A 20,758-nucleotide genomic window follows, 5' to 3' on the forward strand; every position below is an offset into this window, starting at 1 on the left:
GAGACATCATGAGAGGACACGGAATGACCGAGGGCACGCCGTCCGGCGAGATCTGGGTTCTTGGCGCCACCGGCCGCATCGGCCGGTCCGTCGTCACGCGGCTGGCCGGCGAAGGCATCGATCCGGTGTTGGTCGGTCGCCGTCGCGAAAGTCTCGTCGACCTGCAGGCCGGGTACGGCGGGAAAACCGGAGTCGTCGTCGCCGACGGCGGGGAATCGATCGCGGACGCGATCCGCAGCCGGAAGCCGTCGGTGGTGATCAACCTCATCGGCAACTACATCGAGACCGCGCCCGCGATCGCCGACGCGGTCATGCCCGGAGGGCACTACACCGATCTGGCCTCCGACGCGACCGCTGTGCCGCAGCTGCTCGACAAGCACCCGGAGGCCGCCGCGGCGGGCAGCACCCTGGTGACCGGCGCCGGATTCGGGGTGCTGGCCACGGAATCGGTGGTTGCGAAACTGTGTGCCGACCGTCCGGCACCCCGTCAGGTACGGGTCGACGCGCTCGCCTCGGTCGCCATGGAGGCCGGGGTGATCGGCGCCCCGTTCGCCTCCGCGATGGTCGGGACGCTGCTGAACGGCGGATTGCGTTACGAGAACGGTCAACTGGTGAAGACCCGGTTGGGTGCCGACCCGCAGAGGCTGACCCTGCCGGACGGCGAGACGGCGAAGTCCGGCGGCATCCCGATGGGCGAGCTGGTGGCCGCCCAGCGGGCGAGTGGGGCGCCGTCGGTCAGCGGCACGTCCGGGCTGGCACCGACCGGGACGCTGGTGCGTGCGGTCCTGCCGCTGGCTGCCACCCTGCTGTCCGTTCCGCCGCTGCGCCGGCTCGCGGTCCGCCAGATGGCCAAGGCCACCACGAAAGCGGCGCCCCGCCCCCGGCAGCATTCCTGGGGGCACGCAGTGCTCACCTGGCCCGACGGCACCGTGCGCGAGGGCTGGCTGCGCGCCGACGACGGAATGGACTACACGGCCGCCGTCATCACCGAGGTCGCGCTCCGGCTCGCCCGCGGCGAAGGGAAACCCGGCGCCTACACCCCGGCGGCCGCGTTCGGCCCGGACCTCGCGGTCAGCGCCGGCGGCACCTTCGTCCTCAACTGACCGTTCACTTTCGACGAAAGGACATCCCCATGACCAGTACTGCCGTACAAGAGCGTGACGTCGAATTCCGCTCCGGTCCGGTGACCCTCCGCGGGTGGTTGCGCACGCCCGCCACCGAGGGGCCGCATCCCTTGGTGATACTGGCGCACGGCCTCGGCGGACTGAAGGAGTGGACCATTCCCGAGGTCGCGGCGGCGCTCACCGAGGCGGGAATCGCCGCACTGGCCTTCGACTACCGCAACTTCGGCGACAGCGACGGGCAGCCCCGGGAGGAAGTCGACCACCCCGGCCAGATCGACGACTGGCGCAACGCGGTCACCTTCGCGACCACGCTGCCGGAGATCGACTCCGAACGGATCGGCTTGTGGGGCACCAGCCTCGGCGGCCGCAACGTGCTCGCGGCCGGCGCGCTCGACCACCGGATCCGGTGCATCTACGCCCAGGTGCCCCCGATCGGCAGCGTGCCCGAGGCGATCCCGATGATGCTCGGCACGACCTCCCGCGACGAGGCCGACCGGATTCTCGCCGACGACCTGCGCAACCGGGCGCTCGGTGCCGAGCCGGAGTACGTCGACTTCCCGATCGGCCCGGAGTACGAGTACGACGCTTACTGGGCCGGCTTCGGCGAGGCCGAGAAACGGAATTGGACGCCGCATGTCACGGTCGCCTCGTTCGCGCCCTCGCTTGCCGACGACATCCGGCCGCTGCTTCCGCTGATCAGCCCGACCCCGGTGTTCCTCGTGGTCGCCGAAGCCGACGCGTACTGCCCGCCGGCCCTGGCCAAACCCGCGTTCGACACGATCCCCGGACCGAAAAAACTGCTGGTGGTCGACGGGCACCACTATTCGGTCTACACCGATTTCAAGGACGAGACGATCGTCGCGGCGCGCGAATGGTTCGTCGAGCACCTCGTTTCGGCCTGACCGCCGCCGTCAGCCGGGCAGCTTCCGCGGGTATCCGTGGTCGGGCAGTGGCAACGGGTCCTGCGCGTGCAGCATCCACCGGAGCAGCTCCACCAGCAGTCCGTCGCGAGTGGACGCGTGCTCCGGGCCGGACCAGAGATTCACCGTCTCGAACGGATCCTCGGCGAGGTGGTACAGCTGGCCCGTGCCGGCCTCGTCGAGCACCAGTTTCCAGTCGCCGCGGCGGACCATCCGGCGGTGGCCGCCCTGGGTGACAGCGTTCAGTTCGTCGAAGTCGAACAAGTCCTGCGGTCCGCCGAGGCCGGGCATCGGGTCGGGCACGTCGGCGGCGGTGTAGGTGCGACCGCCGATGCCCTGTTCCACGTAGGCACTGGTGAATTCGCCCGGTTCCGGGCGGTCGCCGGTCAGCAGCGGCCAGAAGCTGCGGCCCTGCACGCCCGGTGGCACCGGCAGCCCGGCGGCCTCGGCGAGCGTCGGCAGGAGATCGGCCAGTGACACGTGCGCGGAGCTGGGATCAGGGCGTGCCACGACGCCGGGGCCGCGGACCGTCAGCGGGATCCGGCAGAGCACCTCGGGAACCTCCGGTCCCTTGCGCAGCAACCCGTATTCGCCGACGAAATCACCGTGGTCGGCGGTCGTCACCAGCACGGTGTCCGCGAGCAGACCGCGCTCGTGCAGGAACGTGGTGAAGCGCTGGATCTGGTCGTCGATCAGCCGCAGCATGCCGAGGTAGTTGGCGCGGGCGCGCGGAATCGACTGTGCCAGCTCGGGATCGGCGGCCTCCTCCAGCCGGCGCAGGTACTGCCACGGAAAGCAGCGCCCGGCCGTGTCTTCCGGGCCGGTGGCAACCGGGGGCAGGGATTCCGGTGGGAACAGCGAGAAGTACGGCTCGGGCACCTGGTACGGGTTGTGCGGCTCGGGGAAGGAGAGCAACAGGAAGAACGGCTGGTCGCCGACGGTCTCCACCCACCGCTGCGCCGACGTGACGATCCGATGTGGACACTGCAGTTCCACCGGGAACGGCGTGGGTTCGGGGTGCGTGCGGTGACGCAGTTCGGTCAGCCACCGGTCGAACCGGGCCTCGTCCTCGCGCACCGGCCCGAGTGCGCCGCCGTGCAGGTACGGCTCGTAGTGGTCGAGGTCGCGCTCGGTCAGGTAGCTGTGGTTCTTCCCGACGAGCGCGGTCGCGTAACCGGCCGAGCGCAGCAGGCCGGGCAGATCCTGTTCGAACCGCGCCAGGCTCATGGCCGGGTTTTCCCGTACGCCGTGCGCACCGGGGTACCGGCCGGTCAGCAGACTGGTGCGCGCGGGGCAGCACAGCGGAGACGTGGTGTACGCGCGGTTGAACCACACGCCCTCACGCGCCAGCCGGTCGGTGTTCGGTGTGGTGTCGAGCGGGAAACCCTCGCGTGCGCACAGATCGGCGCGCTGCTGATCGCTGAGGACGACGACGATGTTCCGGGCGGTCATTCGCGTGCTCCGGGTTCTGGGGTCAGCGGGTCGTGGCCGGGAGTTCGTCGCCGGTGTGCGGCCGGAGCGCCGGTGCGGTGGCGGGCCGCAGTTTCGCCGTGCACCAGAAGCCGAGCGCGGCAACTGCGACGAGCAGTCCGGCGACGAGCCACGGGCTGCCGTCCATGCCGATCAGGATGGACACCGCGGCCAGGTTGCTCAGTCCACCGACGGTCGCGGTCAGCTGGTACACCAGCGAGATCGCGGTGTAGCGCAGGTGCACCGGGAACACCTCGGCCAGCAATGTGCTCTGCACCGCGAACTCGGTCCCGCTGGCCAGCGACAGGCCGGCGATCATGACCACGCAGATCACCACGGCGTTGCCGGTGCCGATGCCCACGAAGAACGGGTAGGACATCGCGGCGATCAGCGCGACCCCGATGAGGTAGATCCGCTTGCGGCTCACGCGGTTCGCGAGCCGTCCGATGAACGGCACATAGGCGATCTCCACCGCGGCCGCCGCGGCGCTGGCGAACAGCACCACGTCGCGGTCGACGCCGATCACGGTGACCCCGTACGCGATTGCCAGCCCGCCGAACACGTTGCCCGCCACCGCATCCACCGTCCGTGAGCCGAGCGCGAGGAAGAAGTTGCGCGGGCAGGTGCGCAGCAGTTCGACGACCGGGACCTTCGCCTGCTTCCCGGCGCGCCGGACCTCGGCGAACTCCTTCGGCTCACTCAGCCGCAGCCGGAAGTACAGGCCGAGCACGAGCAGGATCGAGCTGAGCAGGAACGGCACCCGCCAGCCCCATCCGAGGTACTGATCCTCCGGCAGTGTGGCGCACGCGGCGACCAGCAACGTCGCCAGCAGCCCGCCGGCCGGATTGCCCACCTGCGGCAGGCTGCCGAAGAACCCGCGCCTGGCCTGCGGCGCGGACTCCAGCGTGTTCAGCGCTGCGCCGGCGTACTCGCCGCCGAGCCCGATGCCCTGCAGCACGCGCAGTGCGACGAGCAGGATCGTGGCCGTCACCCCGATCGCGTGGTAGGTCGGGAGTGCCCCGATGAGCACGGTCGACACGCCCATGATCAGCATTGTGGTGGTGAGCATCGACTTGCGGCCGAGCCGATCGCCGAAGTGCCCGAAGACGAGCCCGCCGATCGGGCGGGCGAGATAGCCCACGGCCGCGGTCGCGAACGCCAGCAGCGTCCCGACCAGCGGGGTCATCGTCGGGAAGAATTCCTTGTTGAACACGATCGCGGCCGAGGTCCCGTAGAGGCCGAAGTCGAACCACTCGAACGTCGCGCCGAGGAAGCTGGCGATGACCACCCGGCGCATCGGGGTGCCGGTGGCCGGGCCGTCCGCGGCGTCGTCGCTGCCTGCGGGCATGGGTGCTGCCTCCAACCGGTGCCGGCGGTGACGGGGCCGCCACCGATTACAACCTTGTAATCGGATCGGGGGAGATAGTCAACGGGTGTCCAGAGATTTGGCTGTCTCTCGGTATTCGGATTGCGATCTGCGTGTACAACGTTGTAATCTGCGATCCGTGGGTGGACGAGTCACGCTGCAGGATGTCGCCGCTGCGGCCGGGGTCTCGATCAAGACCGTGTCCAATGTGGTCAACGACTTCGACCGGGTGGCGCCCGAAACCCGGCTGCGCGTGCAGGGCGTGATCGACGACCTCGGCTACCGTCCGAACCTTTCCGCGCGGCAGCTGCGTTCCGGCCGCACCGGCGTGATCGCACTCGCCGTGCCGGACCTGGCCGCCCGCTACTTCGCCGAACTGGCGACCGCGGTCATCGCACAGGCGCGGCGGCACGCGATGACCGTGCTGATCGAGGTCACCGACGCGGAGCGCAGCGCCGAGCTGGCGATGGCCCGTGGCCTGGGGTCCACCCTGATCGACGGCGTGATCCTCAGCCCGCTCGCGCTGAGCCAGTCGGATCTGTCCGGCAAACCCGGCCGGGTCCCGGTGGTCCTGCTGGGGGAACGGGACTACGCGCACACTTTCGACCACGTACTGATCGACAACGTCGCCGCGGCCCGCGACGCCACCGCCCACCTGCTGGCGACCGGCCGCAAGCGGATCGCGGCGATCGGTGCGCAGAGCGGGCCCTCCTCGGCGACCGCGCATCTGCGGCTGTGCGGCTACCGAGAGGCGGTGCACACGGCCGGTGCGCCCGAACTGGCCGAGCTGGTGGCCCCGGCCACGCATTTCTCCCCGCCGGAGGGCGCCGCGGCGATGCGGCGGCTGCTGGCGCTGCCCGAACCGCCGGACGCCGTCTTCTGCTTCAGCGACATGCTCGCCCTCGGTGCGTTGCGGGCGGCTCACGAAGCCGGCGTCCGGGTGCCCCAGGACGTCGCGGTCGTCGGCTTCGACGACACCGAGGAGGGCCGGTACGGTGTCCCGTCGCTGACCTCGGTCTCGCCGGACAAACCGGAGATCGCCCGGCAGGCGGTGGCGCTGCTGGCCGATCGCATCGAATCCGCCGGCTCGCAGCGCAAACCCGTGCGCACCGAGGTCGGCTACGAACTCGTGGTGCGGGAGAGCTCCGCACCCGCCACGGAGACGGAAGGAACCCTGTGACCGATCCGGTGCACCCCCGTCCGCAGCTCGTCCGCGAGCACTGGACCGACCTGTGCGGACAGTGGGGGTTCGGCTACGACGATGCCGACGAGGGCAGGGACGGGCACTGGTGGCGGCAGCCGGCCGCGTTCGGCCGGACCATCACGGTGCCCTATCCGCCGGAGTCGTCCGCGAGCGGCATCGGCGATCGCGGCGAACACCCGATCCTGTGGTACCGCAAGGAATTCCGGATCGCGGCCGAACCGGGGGAACGGGTGCTGCTGCACTTCGGCGCGGTCGACTACCGGGCCACGGTGTGGGTCAACGACCAGGTCGTGGTCACCCACGAGGGTGGGCACGTGGGCTTCCACGCCGACATCACGCCCGCACTGCGCGCGGTCGGCGAGGACCAGGTCGTGGTCGTGCGTGCCGAGGACGAGCCGCGCGATCCGGCGCAGCCGCGGGGCAAGCAGCATTCCGACGAAGCGCCGTCGGACATCTGGTACCACCGCACCAGCGGGATCTGGCAGCCGGTGTGGCTGGAGACCGTGCCGGCCCGGCACGTCGAATCCCTCCGCTGGACCCCCGACGTGACCGGCGGCAGTGTCGCGCTCCGGCTGCGCGCGCGGGCGAAGCGGGACGACACCCTTGCCGTCCGCGTCGTGCTCCGTCTCGGCGAGGAGACGTTGGCCGACAGTACGTTCCGGTTGCCCGAAGGTGGTGAGCTCACCGAGCGGATCGCCATTCCCGCCGCCCGCGACAGCCGGCGTGCCGGGCGGTTGCTGTGGAGCCCGGAACACCCCGCGTTGATCGACGCCGAGATCACGTTGCTGGGCGAGGGCGCGGAAATCGACCGCGTACGCAGCTACTTCGGATTCCGCGAGGTCGGTACCGGCGACGGGCATTTCCTGCTCAACGGGCGTCCGTACTTCCTGCGGATGGTGCTGGAGCAGGGTTTCTGGCCGGAGACCCATCTGGCCGCACCGGACGGCGAGGCACTGCGCAAGGAGGTCGAGCTGATCATATCGCTCGGCTTCAACGGGGTGCGGATCCACCAGAAGGTCGAGGACCCCCGTTTCCTGTACTGGTGCGACCGGCTCGGGCTCGCGGTGTGGGGTGAGATGCCGAGCAGCTTCGCCTTCTCGCCCACCGCGATCGACCGCTTCACCCGGGAGTGGACCGAAGCACTCGAACGCGACGCCGGCCATCCCTCGATCGTCACCTGGGTTCCGCTCAACGAGAGCTGGGGAGTGTCCGAAGTGGCCACTCGCGAGGACCAGCAGCACTACGCAGCCGCGCTCTACCGGCTCACCCGCGCGCTCGACCCCAGCCGTCCGGTGATCTCCAACGACGGCTGGGAACACGTCGGCAGTGACATCTGGACGGTGCACGACTACGCACCTGCCGGCGAGGTGCTCCGGCAGCGTTACGCGGACCCGGCGGCGATCGAGGACGTGCTGCGCACGGTCCGGCCGGGTGGCCGTCGCATCCACGTCGGCGGGGAACCCCGTGCGGGGCAGCCGATCATGCTCAGCGAGTACGGCGGGGTGAGCTACGCGCCCGAGGCCGAACTCTGGTACGGCTACAGCACTGCCCGCTCGGCAGCCGAGCTGGTCGAGCGCTACCGCGACCTCACCACCGCGCTGCTCGACTGCGCCGCGGTCGCCGGGTTCTGCTACACGCAGCTGACCGACACCGGGCAGGAGACCAACGGGCTGCTCACCGCCGCGCGCGAGCCGAAGGCCGATCCGGCGGTGCTGAGGGAGATCACGATGCGTCCGGCCCGTTCGGTGGCCGGGGAACTGCTGGGGCTCGACGCACCCGACGACAAACTCGGATAGTTCCACGAGTCGCGTCGCGTGTGATACCCGCGAAAGGGAAACGGATGCGAAGGCCGGGCACACCACGAGTATTGCTGATTCTGTTCGCCGCCTTGCTGTTCGGGTCGCTGGCCCCGCCGATCGCGTCGGCGAATGATCTCGGTGCCAGCATGTACACCCGCGACTCGGATACCGAGCGGCTCGCGTATGCGCGGGTCATCCGGTTGCAGCACAGCGGATCCCTCAACGGCACACTGCTGGGCAGCTTCGAACACGCCCGCTCCGACGGCACGCCGGCCGATTTCGTGCTCCGGGAGTCAGGAGACGACGGTGCGAACTGGACGACGAAGGCCACCCTCGGCGATCCGCTGACCGGCCCCGGCCACCCTTCCGACCAGCTGTGGCAACCGTTCCTGTTCGAGCTGCCCACCCAGCTCGGCGAGTTCCCGGCCGGCACCCTGCTGCTGTTCGGGAACGTCGCACCGAGCAGCGGTGAACGCACCGACTTCGTGTCGTGGCGCAGCACCGACCACGGCGCCAGCTGGCAGTTCCAGTCCATCATCCAGACCGGCGGTGGCGGCGGGGGCGCACCGCACGGCGGCTCCGGGGTGTGGGAGCCGTTCGTGATCGTCGACGGCGCCGGCCGGCTGGCGATGTACTTCTCCGACGAGCGCACCGAACCCGAGCACGCCCAGGTTCTCGCGCACATCGTGTCCGACGACGGCGGCGTGAGCTGGAGCGCCAATCCCGACGGGTCGACGAACTTCGAACCCGGCCGGGTGATCGACGTGCAGAGCACCACCGACACCGACCGGCCCGGTATGCCGACGCTGGCCCAGCTGCCCGACGGCACGATCGCGATGGCGTACGAGATCTGCGGCGACGGGCGCAATTGCGAGGCACACCTCAAGACCTCCACCGACGGCGGTACGACGTGGGGCGGCGGGCCGGAGGACCTGGGCACCAAGGCGGTCAGCACCGACGGCCGTTACCTCGGCAGCAGCCCCTACCTGGTCTGGAGCCCGGCCGACGGCGGACGGCTGCTGCTCACCGGCATGCGGACCCGGTTGCTCGACGGCGACGGCTTCACCCCCGAGGACCGGCAGGCGATCTTCGTGAGCACCGATGGTGCCCAGGGCCCGTGGTCGTGGCTGCCCGCACCGTTCCAGCCGCTGGAGAGTTCGGCGGCCAACTGCAGTACCAGCTACAGCCCGGACCTCCTGCTGAGCGAGGACGGCACCAGCGTGCGCTACACCACGCCGACCGCGGTCGGGGATAGCGGGTGCATGGAGGGCACCGCGGTGGGCCAGGCCGGGACGCTTCCGTACACGAGCGCCTTCGACCGTGGCCGTTCCGGCTGGATCGACTACGGCGGCTGCTGGTCCACTTCGGACGGTGTGCTGTCGGAGACCTGCGGCGGCGACGGCGGGAACAAGTCACTCGCCGGCTCGACCGCTTGGGGCGACTACACCCTCGCCGGCGATGTCCGGCTCGACAACGGACCCGAAGCCGGGTTCGTGGTCCGCGCGAGCAACCCCGGTGTCGGCGCCGACGCGGTGAACGGCTACTACGTCGGCGTCTCGGAGACGTCGCTGTTCCTGGGCCGCCAGGACGGTGCTTGGACGCCGTTGGCGTCGGTACCGATCCCGGACGGACTCGCCGCGGGCACCTGGTACCACCTGTCGGTCCAGGCGCAGGGCTGCACCTTCACCATCACCGGAACCAAGGACGGTTCCGGCACACCCACCACGCTCGACTACACCGACGACGGCTGCACGTTCACCCACGGCGCCGTCGGCGTCCGCGACCAGACGGGCACCGGAAGCTGGCGCGACATCACCGTGCAAGCGTGACCGTCCGGCCGGTCCACGGGTCCACAGTGGACCGGCCGGACGGACCGGCGGGTGCGCTCAGGCGTCCTCGTGCACCGTGATCGCTCCCGCGGGGCAGACGCTGGCGGCCTCGCGCACGAGTGTGTGCTGCCGGGCATCCGGCCGCTGTTCGAGCAGGACCACGATGCCGTCGTCCTCCCGCTGATCGAAGACCTCCGGCAGGAGCAGGACACAAGTACCTGCGCCACAACACTTGTCTTCGTCGACTGAGACCTGCATGTCCCTCGTTTCCCTCTCGGTTGGGCACTGTGTCCGGTCTTCACCACCGCACGGGCAGCTCCTGCAGGCCGCCGACCGCGAGCCCTTCGATCCGGCGCAGTCCGGACTCGGGAACGGCGAGCGTCAGCGTCGGCAGCTTGCGCAGCAGGACCTCGAGTGTGACCTGCAGTTCGGTGCGGGCCAGCGGCTGGCCGAGACAGGCGTGCGCGCCTGCGCCGAACGCCAGATGCGGGTTCGGGCTGCGGCGCAGGTCCATCTCGGCGGGGTCGGTGAAGGCGCGTTCGTCCCGGTTGGCCGCGGCCATGCTGCACATCGCGGTGGTGCCGCTCGGCAGCACCGTGCCCTCGACCTCGTAATCCTCGGTGAGGTAGCGCTGCATCCCGACGCCCGCGTTGGCGTCGAGCCGGAGTGCTTCCTCCACCGCGGTGCGCACCAGCGCCGGGTCCGCGAGCAGTTGCTCCCACCGGCTCCGGTCGGCGAGCAGCATCGCGACCATCTTCGCGATCATGTTGGCGGTGGTCTCGTGCCCGGCGATCAACAGCCCGATACCGGTGGCGCTGAGCATCGCATCCGACCACGGTTCGCCGTCCGGGCCGGTCTCCGCGATGAGCGCGCTGAGCAGATCCTCGCCCGGTTCCGCGCGCTTGGCCGCGAGGTGCCCGCGCAGGTACCGGCCGAACTCCGCCTGCGCGTCGTCGAATTCGGCCTGAGTGTAACGGGTCATGCTGAGCATGACGTCGGACCAGACCGCGAACCGGTCCCGATCGGTGTCCGGGACGCCGAGCATGTCGCAGATCACCCAGACCGGCAGCGGAAAGGCGAGCCCGGCCTTGAGGTCGCCAGGCGCGCCGCCGGCGACCATCTCGTCCACGAGCTGCCCGGCCATCGCGGCGATCCCCGGGCGCAGCGCGTTCATCCGCTTGGCGGTGAACCATTTGCCGATCGTCCGGCGCCAGTGCAGATGCGCCGGGCCGTGCTGGGGGAGGACCTCGGCCATCTCGCTGTTGAACACGCCGCCGCTTTCGGTGTCCGCGACGCGGGCCGCGTCGTCGGCAGGCGTCGGGCGGGTGAACCGCGGATCGGACAACACGCTCCGGACGTCCTGGTAGCGGGTGATCAGCGCAGCCTCGTCCCCGCTGGCCAGCCGTACCCGGCCGACCGGACAGCGGTCCCGGAACTCGGCCCACTCCGCGGGCGGTGCCAGTGCAGCGTCCGCCTCGAACGGGAAACGCGGCAGCTGCTCGGTCTCGCTCCGGGTCATCGCGGGCTCCTCCTCGGTGGTGCGGGGTCCCTTCCGAGCATGGCCGAAGCCGCCGTATGAGTCAATCACCTGACTTAAAATGGTCGTCTCACGTGCGCTGGGGCGCGGTGGTTGATTCCGCCGCCGCGGCGAAGGTGGCGGGCTGTCCGGGCAGGTGCGGGCCGGAGTTCGCGGTCCCGGCGAGGAGGACCGCGAGCACCCGGTCCCGTTGTCCGGAGCCGGCCTGGAGGTCAAGGCAGTTCAGCGGCATCCCTGCCGCCGCGGCGGCGAGGAACGGTACGTCGGCCCAGGACAGATCCGGGCGCACGGCGCCGGACCGCTGTGCCCGTTCGGTCGCTTGCCGGAGAAGATCGCGCAAGCGTTCGCGCTTGGCGTCGGCCTCGGGACTTCCGCCGTGCGCGGCCAATGCGTCCGACAGGCCCCGGTTTTCCACCTGGGACAGCGTGAACGCCCGCAGCAGCCGGGCGAAACCCCGAGCCGGATCGGGATCCTCGAGCGCGGCCTGCGCCTTGGTCTCGAGTTCGCCGACGACCTCCAGCAGGATCGTCTCGAGCAGTGCCTGCCGGGACGGGAAGCGCCGGTAGAACGTGCCCGGTCCGACACCGGCACGCTTGACGATCTCGTTGGTCGACACCTCGAGCCCGACCTCCGCGACGGCCTTCCGCGCCGCCGCGACCAGTGCCGCTTCACTTCGCCGGGCGTCCGCCCGCAGTCCGGTCATGCTCGCCAGGCTAGACGGAGAGGTGTTCTCCGTCTAGCCTGGCGAGCATGGGAAGACCAGAACCGCCGGGACGCCGTCGCCGGACCGGCGTGCTCATCCGTCCACTCGCAGCCGGGGAGACCCGATGGGTCGGCTGACCGGCAAGACCGCGTTGATCACCGGCGGCAGCGACGGAATCGGCCTCGCGATCGCGAGGGCGTTCGCGCGGGAAGGGGCGAACCTCGTGCTCCTCGCCCGTGACCGGCGGAAGCTCGACGCACTGGCCTCGGCGCACACGCGCACCCTCGCCGTCGACCTCGCCGACGAGGACGCACTCGTCGCCGCGGTCGAATCGCTCGACGTCGACGTGCTCGTGAACAACGCCGGCCTCGCGCACCTGCCGCCGCTGCCCGAACTCACCAGATCCCAGTTCGACGCGATGGTCCACCTCAACCTGCGCGTACCGGTGCTGCTGACCCAGTTGCTGCACGAGCGGCTGAGCGCGATCGTCAACATCTCCAGCTACTGGGCGGGCAAGATGGTCGCCGGGCGCCCCTCCTCGGTCTACTCGGCCACCCGCGGTGCGCTCGAGTCGCTCACCAAGGCACTGGCCAGCGAACTCGGTCCGGCTGTTCGGGTGAACGCCATCGCGCCCGGCTCGGTCCGTACGCCGACGTTCGAACGCGCGTACCTCGCGAAGATGACCCCGGCACAGCGCGCCGAGCACGAGCGCTACGTTCACGACGCGTATCCGGCACAGCGGATCGGTGCACCCGAGGACGTGGCCGAAGCCGCCGTTTACCTCGCTTCGGAGGACGCCGGCTGGGTGACCGGCACGGTGCTGCCGGTCGACGGCGGATTGACGGTCAGATGACCCGCGCTCGCCGGCACCACGTCCTGGCGGTTAGCGCAAGAGGTAGTGCAGGGCTCGTTCGGCGCGGTCCGGGTCCGGGGGTTCTCCGGTGATCGCGTCGGTGTAGACGAACGATTCGCCTACCCGGACGCACAGGTAGGCCAGATCGTGCAGGTCGATGTCGGCGGTGGACAGGGCGCCGGCGTCGTGTTCGCGGGACAGGAGGGTTTCCACCAGTGCGACCAGGCGGGGCTGGAACGTCTGCTCGCTGCGGGTGAGGACCCGCAGCGCAGTCTCGGTTTCGGTGCTGAGGAAATGGCGCATGCCTTGGTGGGCAAGGGTTTGCCGGACGAACGTCGACATCGCGGCGGCGATGCGCGGGCCGCCCGCTCCGGTGGCCGCGGCGTACGCGTCGAGCATGGTCCGCTCGCCGAGGCGCCAGACCACCTCGGCGAGGATGGCGTCCCGGTCGCCGAGCCATCGGTAGACAGTCACCCGGTTGACGCCCAATGCGGTGGCGAGGTCGTTCACCTCCACCCGCTGCCGTGCGACGAAGGTCTTGTGCGCCAGCCGCAGTGCGGTCTCGCGGTCGGCACGAGCCTGGGTGGCCGCAGGTGCTTTCCGGGTCACTTCACGCAGCTCGCGGTGACGTAGCAGGCGAGTGCCGGTTCGGACGCCACGCGTGGCGCCGCGACGGTCAGCTGTGCGGCGACCTGCGCGGTCAACGTCGCGAACGTGAGCGGGCCGCGGACCGGGTCCACGCCGGGCATCAGCAGCTGTGCACAGGTGGACCGGGCGATCCGGGAGGGATCTGCCGGGCCGGGGTGCGCCAGCGCGTCGAGCGCGAGCGCGGACGTCACCGGGTCCATGGTGCCGATGAGCAGGTGCTCGGAAACGTCGAGCGGGCAGACGTCCTGCACCGCGACGTTGGTGACGGCACCACCACCGCCGTGCAGTGACGAGGTGCCGTGGTCGTCGAGGTTGGGCTGCACGAACTCGTCGGTGCGGGAGTAGATCTCGGTGTAACTGATACCGGGGAAGGTTTCCTGCCCGGAATTGAGTGCCTGCACGAATTCCGAGTTCGCGCGCTGCTGCCACAGTGCCGCTGCGCAGTTCGGAACGCACAGCGCGGGCACGATCGCCGAGCCGTGGTTGGTGCCTGCCATGCCGATCACGTCGTCGACCAGATCCCTGGTGTCCGGCCAGAACCGCAGTGACCAGCGCATGATCATCCCGCCCTGGCTGTGGCCCAGGACCGCGATCCGGCGACCGGCGAGCTCGTGCATCGTCCGGATGCCGTAGGTGACGTACTGGGCCCGGGTCTGCATATCGCCCATGTTGGCGCGGTCGGCCGGTGCGTTCGACGTGCAGTACGGAATGCCGAGCTTGCGCAACAGCGGCTCGTAGTTGAAGCCGAAGTTCTGGTCGCTGTCCACTGTGGTGGCCGGCGTGAGCAGAACCGGCTCGCGCGTGGCGTTGCGGACGTTCGCGGTGCACTCGAGGCTCTTCGCGAGGTCTGCGGCGGGCACCGTCAACGCCGGTCCCGGCTGGTCGACCGGCGCATAGGCCGGGGTGCCGGCAGCGGCGACACCACCGCCGCCGACGAGTGCGGTGACGACGAGTGCGGTGACGACGAGACCGGTGACGGCGTGCAAGGCGGTGCCGAGCAAACGGTGCCGCGGCGGTGTGCGCATGGGATTCCTCTCGGCCGGCGTCGCCTCGTCGCGCCGCCGATGCAACTAAAACACAATTGGTTGCATCGAACAACCCGGGACGAGCGACCGGACCGGGTTCACCACCGGGCCGGAGCGGCCGGTTCGACCGGGCGTGCCGTGTCGGCCCCGGGCTGGTTCACCGCTGGGTCGGGGATGCCGGTTCGACCGGCCATGCCACGTCGTCGACCGCCAGCCAGGGGGCGGCGGCCACTGCGGTCGGCGTCATGCCGGTGAAGGCCGCGACGTCGTGGTGCAGGTGGGACTGGTCGGCGTAGCCGCTCTCCGCTGCCACGTCCGCGGCCTGGTGTCCAGCGGCGAGCCGGTGCACCGCATGGTCGAAGCGGATCAGCCGGGCAGCCCGTTTGGGGGTGAGGCCGATCTGCGCGCGGAACCGGGACCACAGGCGTTGCCGGCTCCACCCGGTTTCGGCGGCCAGCCGGTCGACCCGTACGCCGCCCCTGCCTTCCACCATCCGGCGCCAGGCGAAGGCGACTTCCGGGTCCGGCGCGCGGCCGGTCTGGTACCGCTGCGCGAGAGCACGCTCTGCGATCGCGAACCGGTCTGCCCAGGAATCGGTGTGGCGCAAGCGTTCCGCGAACAGTTCCGCCTCGTGCGGCCAGAGGTCGGCGAGCGAGACGACCGTCCCGCTCAGTTCCGCAGTGGCGTCCAGTACCGCGTGCGCGACCGCGGGGGACAATCGGATCTGCAGGCATTCGATGTCCTGCCCGCTGCCGCGAACTGCGCCCGGTGCCAGGCCCGCGACGGTACTGCCGAGCCGCCGCGCCCCACCGGTGTCGTCGACGAGCAGCGCTTCGCGGAGGTCGAGGAACAGCGTGACCGCCGGGTACGGCACCACCCGGAGGTCGATGAGATCGGTGGTGCGGCCGGTGAATCCGGCCATGCTGACGCCCGGCAGGCGGCTCGGCCGGGACGGCACCGCGATGTCCCACACCGCCGCACCGTCGCGCGCCCACTCGGCAGGTCGCATGGCGCCATCGTACGGGCTGACATTCCTCCAAGACGCGCAATGCCGACCGCGACGACGCTGTGCTCCGAGCACCCGGCCGAAAGTGGGGACCCGTGATGTCCGGTCCGATCGATCCGTTCACCTCCGCCGTCGAACTCGCGGCGGCCATCCGCGGCGGGCAGGTGAGCCCGGTCGAGGTCGCCGAGTCCTATTTGGACCGGATCGCGATCCGGGACCCGCAGTTCACCGCGTTCTGCCACCGGGCCGACGACGAGGTCCGCAAGGCCGCGGCGGCTGCCGCCGATGCCCTCGTGCGCGCGGGTTCGCCCGCCGAACTGCCGCCGTTCCACGGGGTTCCCTTGCCCGTCAAGGACCTCGTCGACGTTGCGGGATGGCCGACGACCTACGGTTCGGCCGGTGCCGACCGCACGCCGAAGACGGTCTCGGACCCGGTCGTGCGGCGGTTCGCGGACGCGGGATTCCTGCTGCTGGGCAAGACCACCACCTCGGAGTTCGGCGCGGTGTCCTTCACCGAGAACGAAGCACTCGGCATTTCCCGCAACCCGTGGGACCCGGACCGCACTCCCGGCGGATCGTCGAGCGGCGCGGCGATCGCGGTCGCCGGTGGGATGGCGCCCCTCGCGCACGCCGCCGACGGCGGCGGGTCGATCCGCGTCCCGGCGTCCTGCACCGGTCTGGTCGGGCTGAAACCCACCCGTGGCCTGGTGACCAACGGGGTCGTCGAGGTCGAGGGGTTCGGCACGCACGGGGTGCTCACCCGCTCGGTCGCGGACACGGCGGCCGCGCTGGACGTCCTCGCGCGGCACGACCCGGGTGCGTGGTGGTCGCCGCCGGAGCCCGCTTCGTCGCTCACTTCCGCGCTGTCCGGGGAACCTCCGGCAGGGCTGCGGATCGGGGTGCTCACCGAACCGCCGATCGACGGCATCAGCGTGCACCCGGCGTGCACGACAGCGGTCGACGCGGTACTCCGTACGCTGGAATCGGCCGGTCACCACGTCGTCGATCGGGTCCTTCCGCTGCCCTCGTCCGGCGAGCTCGTGTCGACGTTCATGAAGATCTGGGCGGTCGGCGGTGCCGGGATCCCGCTGGCCGACCCGGACCGCATCGAACCGCACAACCGGGTGCAGCGCGCAGCGGCGAAAGCGGTCGACTCGTGGGCGTACGCCGAGAGCGTGCGCAAGGCCCAGCAGTTGTCGCGCCGCATCGTCGAAGCTTTCGCCGAGGACTTCGATCTGCTCGTGACCCCCACGATGGCCTGCCTGCCGCCGTTCATCGGGGCCTGGCGGGCCGGCGCGGACGAGAACCCGCGTGCCGCGGTGGTCAGCAGCTTTCCGATGGCGGTCTTCACCTCGCTGTTCAACGTGACCGGCCAGCCGGCGATCTCCGTCCCGGTTCACCACGACGCCGAAACCGGACTGCCCGTCGGCGCGCAGATCGTGGCCGCGCCGTGGCGGGAAGATCGGCTGCTGCAGGTGGCCGGCATGCTCGAACAGGAGTACCGCTGGACCGAGCGCAGGCCGCCGTTGTCCTGAACCGGTAGGTCGGCAGGTCGTCACCATCAAGGCCCGCCGGGGATTCGCCCACATCGCAGTTGGTCCGGGCACGTATTATAAGCTCGGGTGACCAGCCGGTTCCGCGGAGCGGACCGCTGGGCGGGGCGAGGGCACGGAGCACAAGGTCAAGGGATGTCGGCTGCAGTGGGTGGTTCATCGAAGAGCGGCCCGCGGGCCGGGCGCAGGGACGGCGTGGTCGCGCCCGCGGATCTTTCCGCGGCTCCCGGGTACGGGGCCCGTCGGCTGTACCAGGCCTATCTGGCCGCCTGGAACCGGCACGTCGATTCGGTGCTCACCGGTCCGCAGTTCGCGGTGCTGTCGGCGGTCCGCGCGTATCCGGGGTACGACCAGACCGCGCTGGCCCATGCGGTCGCGCTGGACACCTCGACCATGGCGGATGTCTGCCGCCGGCTCGAGAAGCGGGGGCTGATCGCCCGTGGCCCGGCGCCGCACGACGCCCGCGCGAAAGTGCTGACCCTGACCGAAGAAGGCGTTGTCGCCTTCCGCGAGGTGACCCGGCGGACCAGGAAACTGGATCGGGTACTGCTCGCGGACTGCCCGCCGGAGCGGCGCGAGGGGCTCGCCGAGCTGCTCAACGAACTGGGCGCGGCATGGGAAGCCGTCGCCGAACGCCGCGAAATCTGAGCACCGTCCGGCCGGCCGAGCGCCGCGAGGTTTGCGTGCCGTTCGGTCGGTTGAGTGTTGCGAGGTTTGCGTGCCGTTCGGTCGGTTGAGTGTTGCGAGGTTTGAGCTCCGTTCGGTCGGCTGAGCGCCGCGAGGTTTGCGTGCCGTTCGGTGGGTTGAGTGTTGCGAGATTTGCGCGCTATCCGGCCGCGACCCGCCGCGGGAACGGGGTTCCACCGGGCTCCGGGCCCGATGCCGGGTGACGCGCGCCGTGGCCGCTGTTAACTGCACGCTACCCGCAGTTAATTTCCCGGCCGAGTATTGCGTGTTCGGATAATACGTGTTCGGATTAACCGGTCCGGGTGACGGTCGGAGGCGAAGACGGCAGGAGGTCAGCGTGGCGGCGAGTCAGTCGTTCGAAGTGGTGATCGCCGGAGGCGGGTTGGGTGGGCTCTGCGCGGCGTTGTCCGTGCGGCAGCGCGGATTGCGGGCCACCGTCGTGGAGGCGGCTCCCCAGCTCGGCGAGATCGGGGCCGGCATCCAGACCGCGCCGAACGCCAGCCGGATCCTGATCGGCCTCGGTCTGCGCGGCGAGCTGGAGAAGATCCGGTGCGAGCCGCAGGACCAGGTCCGGCGCCGCTGGGCGGACGGCAGCATCATCGCGCAGCTGCCGCTGGGACAGCGGGTCATCGAGGAATACGGTGCGCCCTACTGGCATTACCACCGCGCGGACCTGCACGCGGTACTGCTGCGGGCCTGCCTCGATCCGGCGGGTGCCGGACCGGTCGTGCAGGTGGCCACCGACGCCAAGGTGACCGGCCTGGACCGCTCGAATCCCGAACGGCCCGCGGTCAGCACACAGGACGGCCGCCGTTTCGAAGGGGACCTCGTGATCGGCGCGGACGGGATCCGTTCGGCGGTGCGCGAACTCGCCGGTTTCGCCGACACGCTGGCCTTCTCCGGCGAGATGGCCTACCGCGCGCTCATCCCCGGCGACCTCATCGCCTCGGACCCGGCCACCCGGTTTCTGCTCGACCGTTACCACTCCACGATCTGGTACGGCCCCGGCAAACACCTGGTGCACTACCTGATCCGCGGCGGCGAGTACCTCAACGTGGTCGCGATCGTGCCGTGCACGGAGACCGTCGAACGGGAGTGGAGCGGTCCGGCGACCGCGGACCAGCTGGCCGGCGAGTTCGCCGAATGGGACGACCGGGTGCCCACGATGCTGGCCAAGGCCAAGGAAGACGTCTCGGTCTGGGCGATGTACCGCCGGCACCGCGACCCGGTCTGGGTGGACGGTCGCGTCGCCCTGCTCGGGGACGCCTGCCACGCCATGCTTCCCTACCAGGCGCAGGGCGCGTCGCAGGCGATGGAGGACGCCGCGGTCCTCGCCGAGGAACTGGGGCAGGTCACCAGGACGGGCATCGACGGGGCGCTCGTGCGGTACGTGCACCGCCGGGCCAAACACGCCGGGATGGTGCAGGATGCCTCCCTGCAGAACATGAGCTTCTACCACCTGCCGGACGGTCCGGCCCAGCGCGAGCGCGACGAGAAGCTGCGCCGTTTCGACGGCGAGTCCGATGTGTCGTACGAATGGCTGTGGAACGGCACCGCACTGCACGACCCCGACCGCGAATCGATCCACTACCAGTTCGCTCGATAACGGCACACGCAGGACTTCGCTAAGGAGCAAGCTATGCGTACCGGAGACCAGGTCGTCCAGGATCTGCCCTGGCGCTGGAGAGTGCAGGGCAAGATCTTCCTGATCGGCGGGCTCGGCTACCTCTTCGACGCCTGGGACGTGGCGCTGAACGGGTTCCTCACCCCGCTCGTGGGGACGGACTTCGGCCTGTCCGCCACCCAACGGGGGTTCGTCGCCACCGCCAACCTGATCGGCATGGCCGTGGGGGCGGTCATCTGGGGGACGGTCGCCGACCGGATCGGCCGCAAGCGTGCCTTCACCGTCACGTTGCTGCTTTTCGCGTTCTTCTCGGTCTTCGCGGCGTTGTCGCCGAACATCGAGGTGTTCCTGCTGCTGCGATTCCTGGCCGGGGTCGGGCTCGGTGGCTGCATTCCGGTCGACTACGCCATCGTCAGCGAGTTCTCCCCGCGACGGCAGCGTGGCCGGGTGCTGTCCGCAATGGACGGATGGTGGCCGGTCGGCACGACGCTGGCCGGGGTGTCGGCAACGCTGCTCGTTCCGGTTTCCGGGAACTGGCGCTGGATGCTGGTGCTGATGATCCTGCCGGCACTGCTGCTGTTCTGGGCCCGCCGCGGCATTCCGGAGTCGCCGCTGTATCTGGTGCGCAAGGGAAGGGAAGCCGAAGCGCGGTTGGTCATCGACGACCTCGTCGCCCGTACCGGCGCACCGGCGGAGCCGTACCGGATCCCGCCTGCGGTGGCCGAGGACACCCGTGGCGGAGGGCTTTTCGCCGCAGTCGACCAGTTCCGTCGCGTCTGGGCGTTCAATCCGCGGATCACCGGTGTCGCGTGGGCGCTGTTCGTCACGGTCATGCTCGTCTACTACGCCGCGCTCAGCTGGATGCCCTCGATCCTGCGGGCACAGGGATTCGGCCAGATCGCCGCGTTCGCGTCCACCACGCTGATGAACGCGCTGGGCATCGTCGGGGTCGCGCTGGCCGTGCTGCTGGTCGACCGGATCGGCCGCAAACGGGTGATCGCGGCGGCCGGACCGCTGTGCGCGCTCACCCTGGTGGTTTTCTCGCTGGTGCTCGGCTCGGCCGGCGCCGCGGTCGCGGCGATCTGCGCGTTCGGGCTGTTCTCGCTGGTCGTGATCCCGGTGATGTACGCCTACGTGTCCGAGCTGTATCCCACCGAGCTGCGTGCCTCGGGCTTCGGCTGGGCATCCTCGGCGAGCCGGGCGGTCACCGGGTTCGCACCGCTGCTGTTCGGCAGCGTCCTGTGGCCGGTCCTCGGACTGCCGCTGACCTTCACGCTGCTCGGTGCGCTGCTGGTCGCCGCGGTGGTGTTCATGGTCTTCGGTGCACCGGAAACCCGCGGACGGGAACTCGACCGGATCACCGGCGGGCCGGCACCCGCCCGGCAACGGTCCGAAGTGGACGCCGGCTGA

The 20,758-nt window shown here is 70.3% G+C and carries 18 protein-coding genes; 10 read left to right on the forward strand and 8 right to left on the reverse strand.

Going from position 1 to position 20,758, the window contains the following annotated elements; all coding sequences use genetic code 11:
• Nucleotides 1-8: 8 nt before the first annotated feature.
• On the forward strand, nt 9-1,103 hold the full coding sequence (locus ABD793_RS37800) for a saccharopine dehydrogenase family protein (protein WP_344868309.1): 1,095 nt from the start codon (nt 9-11) through the stop codon (nt 1,101-1,103).
• Nucleotides 1,100-2,026 (forward strand): alpha/beta hydrolase, encoded by a 927-nt coding sequence (locus ABD793_RS37805; protein WP_425548838.1) that lies wholly within the window; start codon nt 1,100-1,102, stop codon nt 2,024-2,026. Before ABD793_RS37800 ends, ABD793_RS37805 begins: the two co-directional genes overlap by 4 nt.
• 9 nt (nt 2,027-2,035) lie before the next feature.
• Here the strand turns inward: ABD793_RS37805 and ABD793_RS37810 are convergent, their stop codons facing one another.
• Nucleotides 2,036-3,496, reverse strand: coding sequence for a sulfatase-like hydrolase/transferase (locus tag ABD793_RS37810; protein ID WP_344868311.1), 1,461 nt, complete (start codon nt 3,494-3,496; stop codon nt 2,036-2,038).
• 22 nt (nt 3,497-3,518) lie between these two features.
• Nucleotides 3,519-4,862 carry an MFS transporter gene (locus ABD793_RS37815; protein ID WP_344868313.1) on the reverse strand — a complete coding sequence of 448 codons (1,344 nt, stop codon included), beginning with the start codon at nt 4,860-4,862 and terminating at the stop codon, nt 3,519-3,521.
• A 157-nt stretch (nt 4,863-5,019) separates the two neighbouring features.
• On the opposite strand from ABD793_RS37815, the gene ABD793_RS37820 reads away from it, so the two are divergent.
• The 3 genes from ABD793_RS37820 (at nt 5,020) to ABD793_RS37830 (ending at nt 9,712) form a co-directional block, all read left to right on the forward strand.
• Nucleotides 5,020-6,060: a LacI family DNA-binding transcriptional regulator gene (locus ABD793_RS37820; RefSeq protein ID WP_344868314.1), complete on the forward strand. Its 1,041-nt coding sequence runs from the start codon at nt 5,020-5,022 to the stop codon at nt 6,058-6,060.
• Nucleotides 6,057-7,880 (forward strand): glycoside hydrolase family 2 protein, encoded by a 1,824-nt coding sequence (locus tag ABD793_RS37825; protein WP_344868315.1) that lies wholly within the window; start codon nt 6,057-6,059, stop codon nt 7,878-7,880. The genes ABD793_RS37820 and ABD793_RS37825 overlap by 4 nt, the downstream gene beginning before the upstream one ends.
• Before the next feature lie 71 nt (nt 7,881-7,951).
• Nucleotides 7,952-9,712: a 3-keto-alpha-glucoside-1,2-lyase-like domain-containing protein gene (locus ABD793_RS37830; RefSeq protein ID WP_344868316.1), complete on the forward strand. Its 1,761-nt coding sequence runs from the start codon at nt 7,952-7,954 to the stop codon at nt 9,710-9,712.
• Nucleotides 9,713-9,769: 57 nt separating this feature from the next.
• On the opposite strand, the gene ABD793_RS37835 is transcribed toward ABD793_RS37830, so the two are convergent.
• The 3 genes from ABD793_RS37835 to ABD793_RS37845 form a co-directional block, all read right to left on the reverse strand.
• A complete protein-coding gene (locus ABD793_RS37835; RefSeq protein WP_344868318.1) occupies nt 9,770-9,970 on the reverse strand; it encodes a ferredoxin in 201 nt (66 codons plus the stop codon).
• A 40-nt stretch (nt 9,971-10,010) separates the two neighbouring features.
• A complete protein-coding gene (locus ABD793_RS37840; protein WP_344868319.1) occupies nt 10,011-11,231 on the reverse strand; it encodes a cytochrome P450 in 1,221 nt (406 codons plus the stop codon).
• Between the two features lie 88 nt (nt 11,232-11,319).
• A complete protein-coding gene (locus ABD793_RS37845) occupies nt 11,320-11,952 on the reverse strand; it encodes a TetR/AcrR family transcriptional regulator (protein WP_344868320.1) in 633 nt (210 codons plus the stop codon).
• A gap of 124 nt (nt 11,953-12,076) precedes the next feature.
• Here ABD793_RS37845 and ABD793_RS37850 point away from each other — a divergent pair, with 124 nt between their 5' ends.
• A complete protein-coding gene (locus ABD793_RS37850; RefSeq protein WP_344868321.1) occupies nt 12,077-12,805 on the forward strand; it encodes an SDR family NAD(P)-dependent oxidoreductase in 729 nt (242 codons plus the stop codon).
• Between the two features lie 30 nt (nt 12,806-12,835).
• Here ABD793_RS37850 and ABD793_RS37855 read toward each other — a convergent pair whose 3' ends face one another.
• The 3 genes from ABD793_RS37855 to ABD793_RS37865 all read right to left on the reverse strand — a co-directional run bounded on the left by ABD793_RS37855 (nt 12,836) and on the right by ABD793_RS37865 (nt 15,487).
• Nucleotides 12,836-13,414, reverse strand: a complete 579-nt coding sequence (locus ABD793_RS37855; protein ID WP_344868323.1) for a QsdR family transcriptional regulator — start codon at nt 13,412-13,414, stop codon at nt 12,836-12,838.
• Nucleotides 13,411-14,478, reverse strand: a complete 1,068-nt coding sequence (locus ABD793_RS37860) for an esterase/lipase family protein (protein WP_344868325.1) — start codon at nt 14,476-14,478, stop codon at nt 13,411-13,413. The genes ABD793_RS37855 and ABD793_RS37860 overlap by 4 nt, the downstream gene beginning before the upstream one ends.
• A gap of 157 nt (nt 14,479-14,635) precedes the next feature.
• Nucleotides 14,636-15,487 (reverse strand): helix-turn-helix domain-containing protein, encoded by an 852-nt coding sequence (locus tag ABD793_RS37865; protein WP_344868326.1) that lies wholly within the window; start codon nt 15,485-15,487, stop codon nt 14,636-14,638.
• A 95-nt stretch (nt 15,488-15,582) separates the two neighbouring features.
• Here ABD793_RS37865 and ABD793_RS37870 point away from each other — a divergent pair, with 95 nt between their 5' ends.
• The 4 genes from ABD793_RS37870 (at nt 15,583) to ABD793_RS37885 (ending at nt 20,758) form a co-directional block, all read left to right on the forward strand.
• Entirely contained in the window at nt 15,583-17,019 is a 1,437-nt protein-coding gene (locus tag ABD793_RS37870; RefSeq protein WP_344868328.1) for an amidase, read from the forward strand.
• 153 nt (nt 17,020-17,172) lie between these two features.
• Nucleotides 17,173-17,685 carry a MarR family winged helix-turn-helix transcriptional regulator gene (locus ABD793_RS37875; RefSeq protein WP_344868330.1) on the forward strand — a complete coding sequence of 171 codons (513 nt, stop codon included), beginning with the start codon at nt 17,173-17,175 and terminating at the stop codon, nt 17,683-17,685.
• Nucleotides 17,686-18,061: 376 nt separating this feature from the next.
• Nucleotides 18,062-19,330: an FAD-dependent monooxygenase gene (locus tag ABD793_RS37880; RefSeq protein WP_344868331.1), complete on the forward strand. Its 1,269-nt coding sequence runs from the start codon at nt 18,062-18,064 to the stop codon at nt 19,328-19,330.
• A 33-nt stretch (nt 19,331-19,363) separates the two neighbouring features.
• Nucleotides 19,364-20,758, forward strand: coding sequence for an MFS transporter (locus ABD793_RS37885; protein ID WP_344868332.1), 1,395 nt, complete (start codon nt 19,364-19,366; stop codon nt 20,756-20,758).

Source organism: Amycolatopsis ultiminotia, assembly GCF_039536925.1.
Taxonomy (GTDB): domain Bacteria; phylum Actinomycetota; class Actinomycetes; order Mycobacteriales; family Pseudonocardiaceae; genus Amycolatopsis; species Amycolatopsis ultiminotia.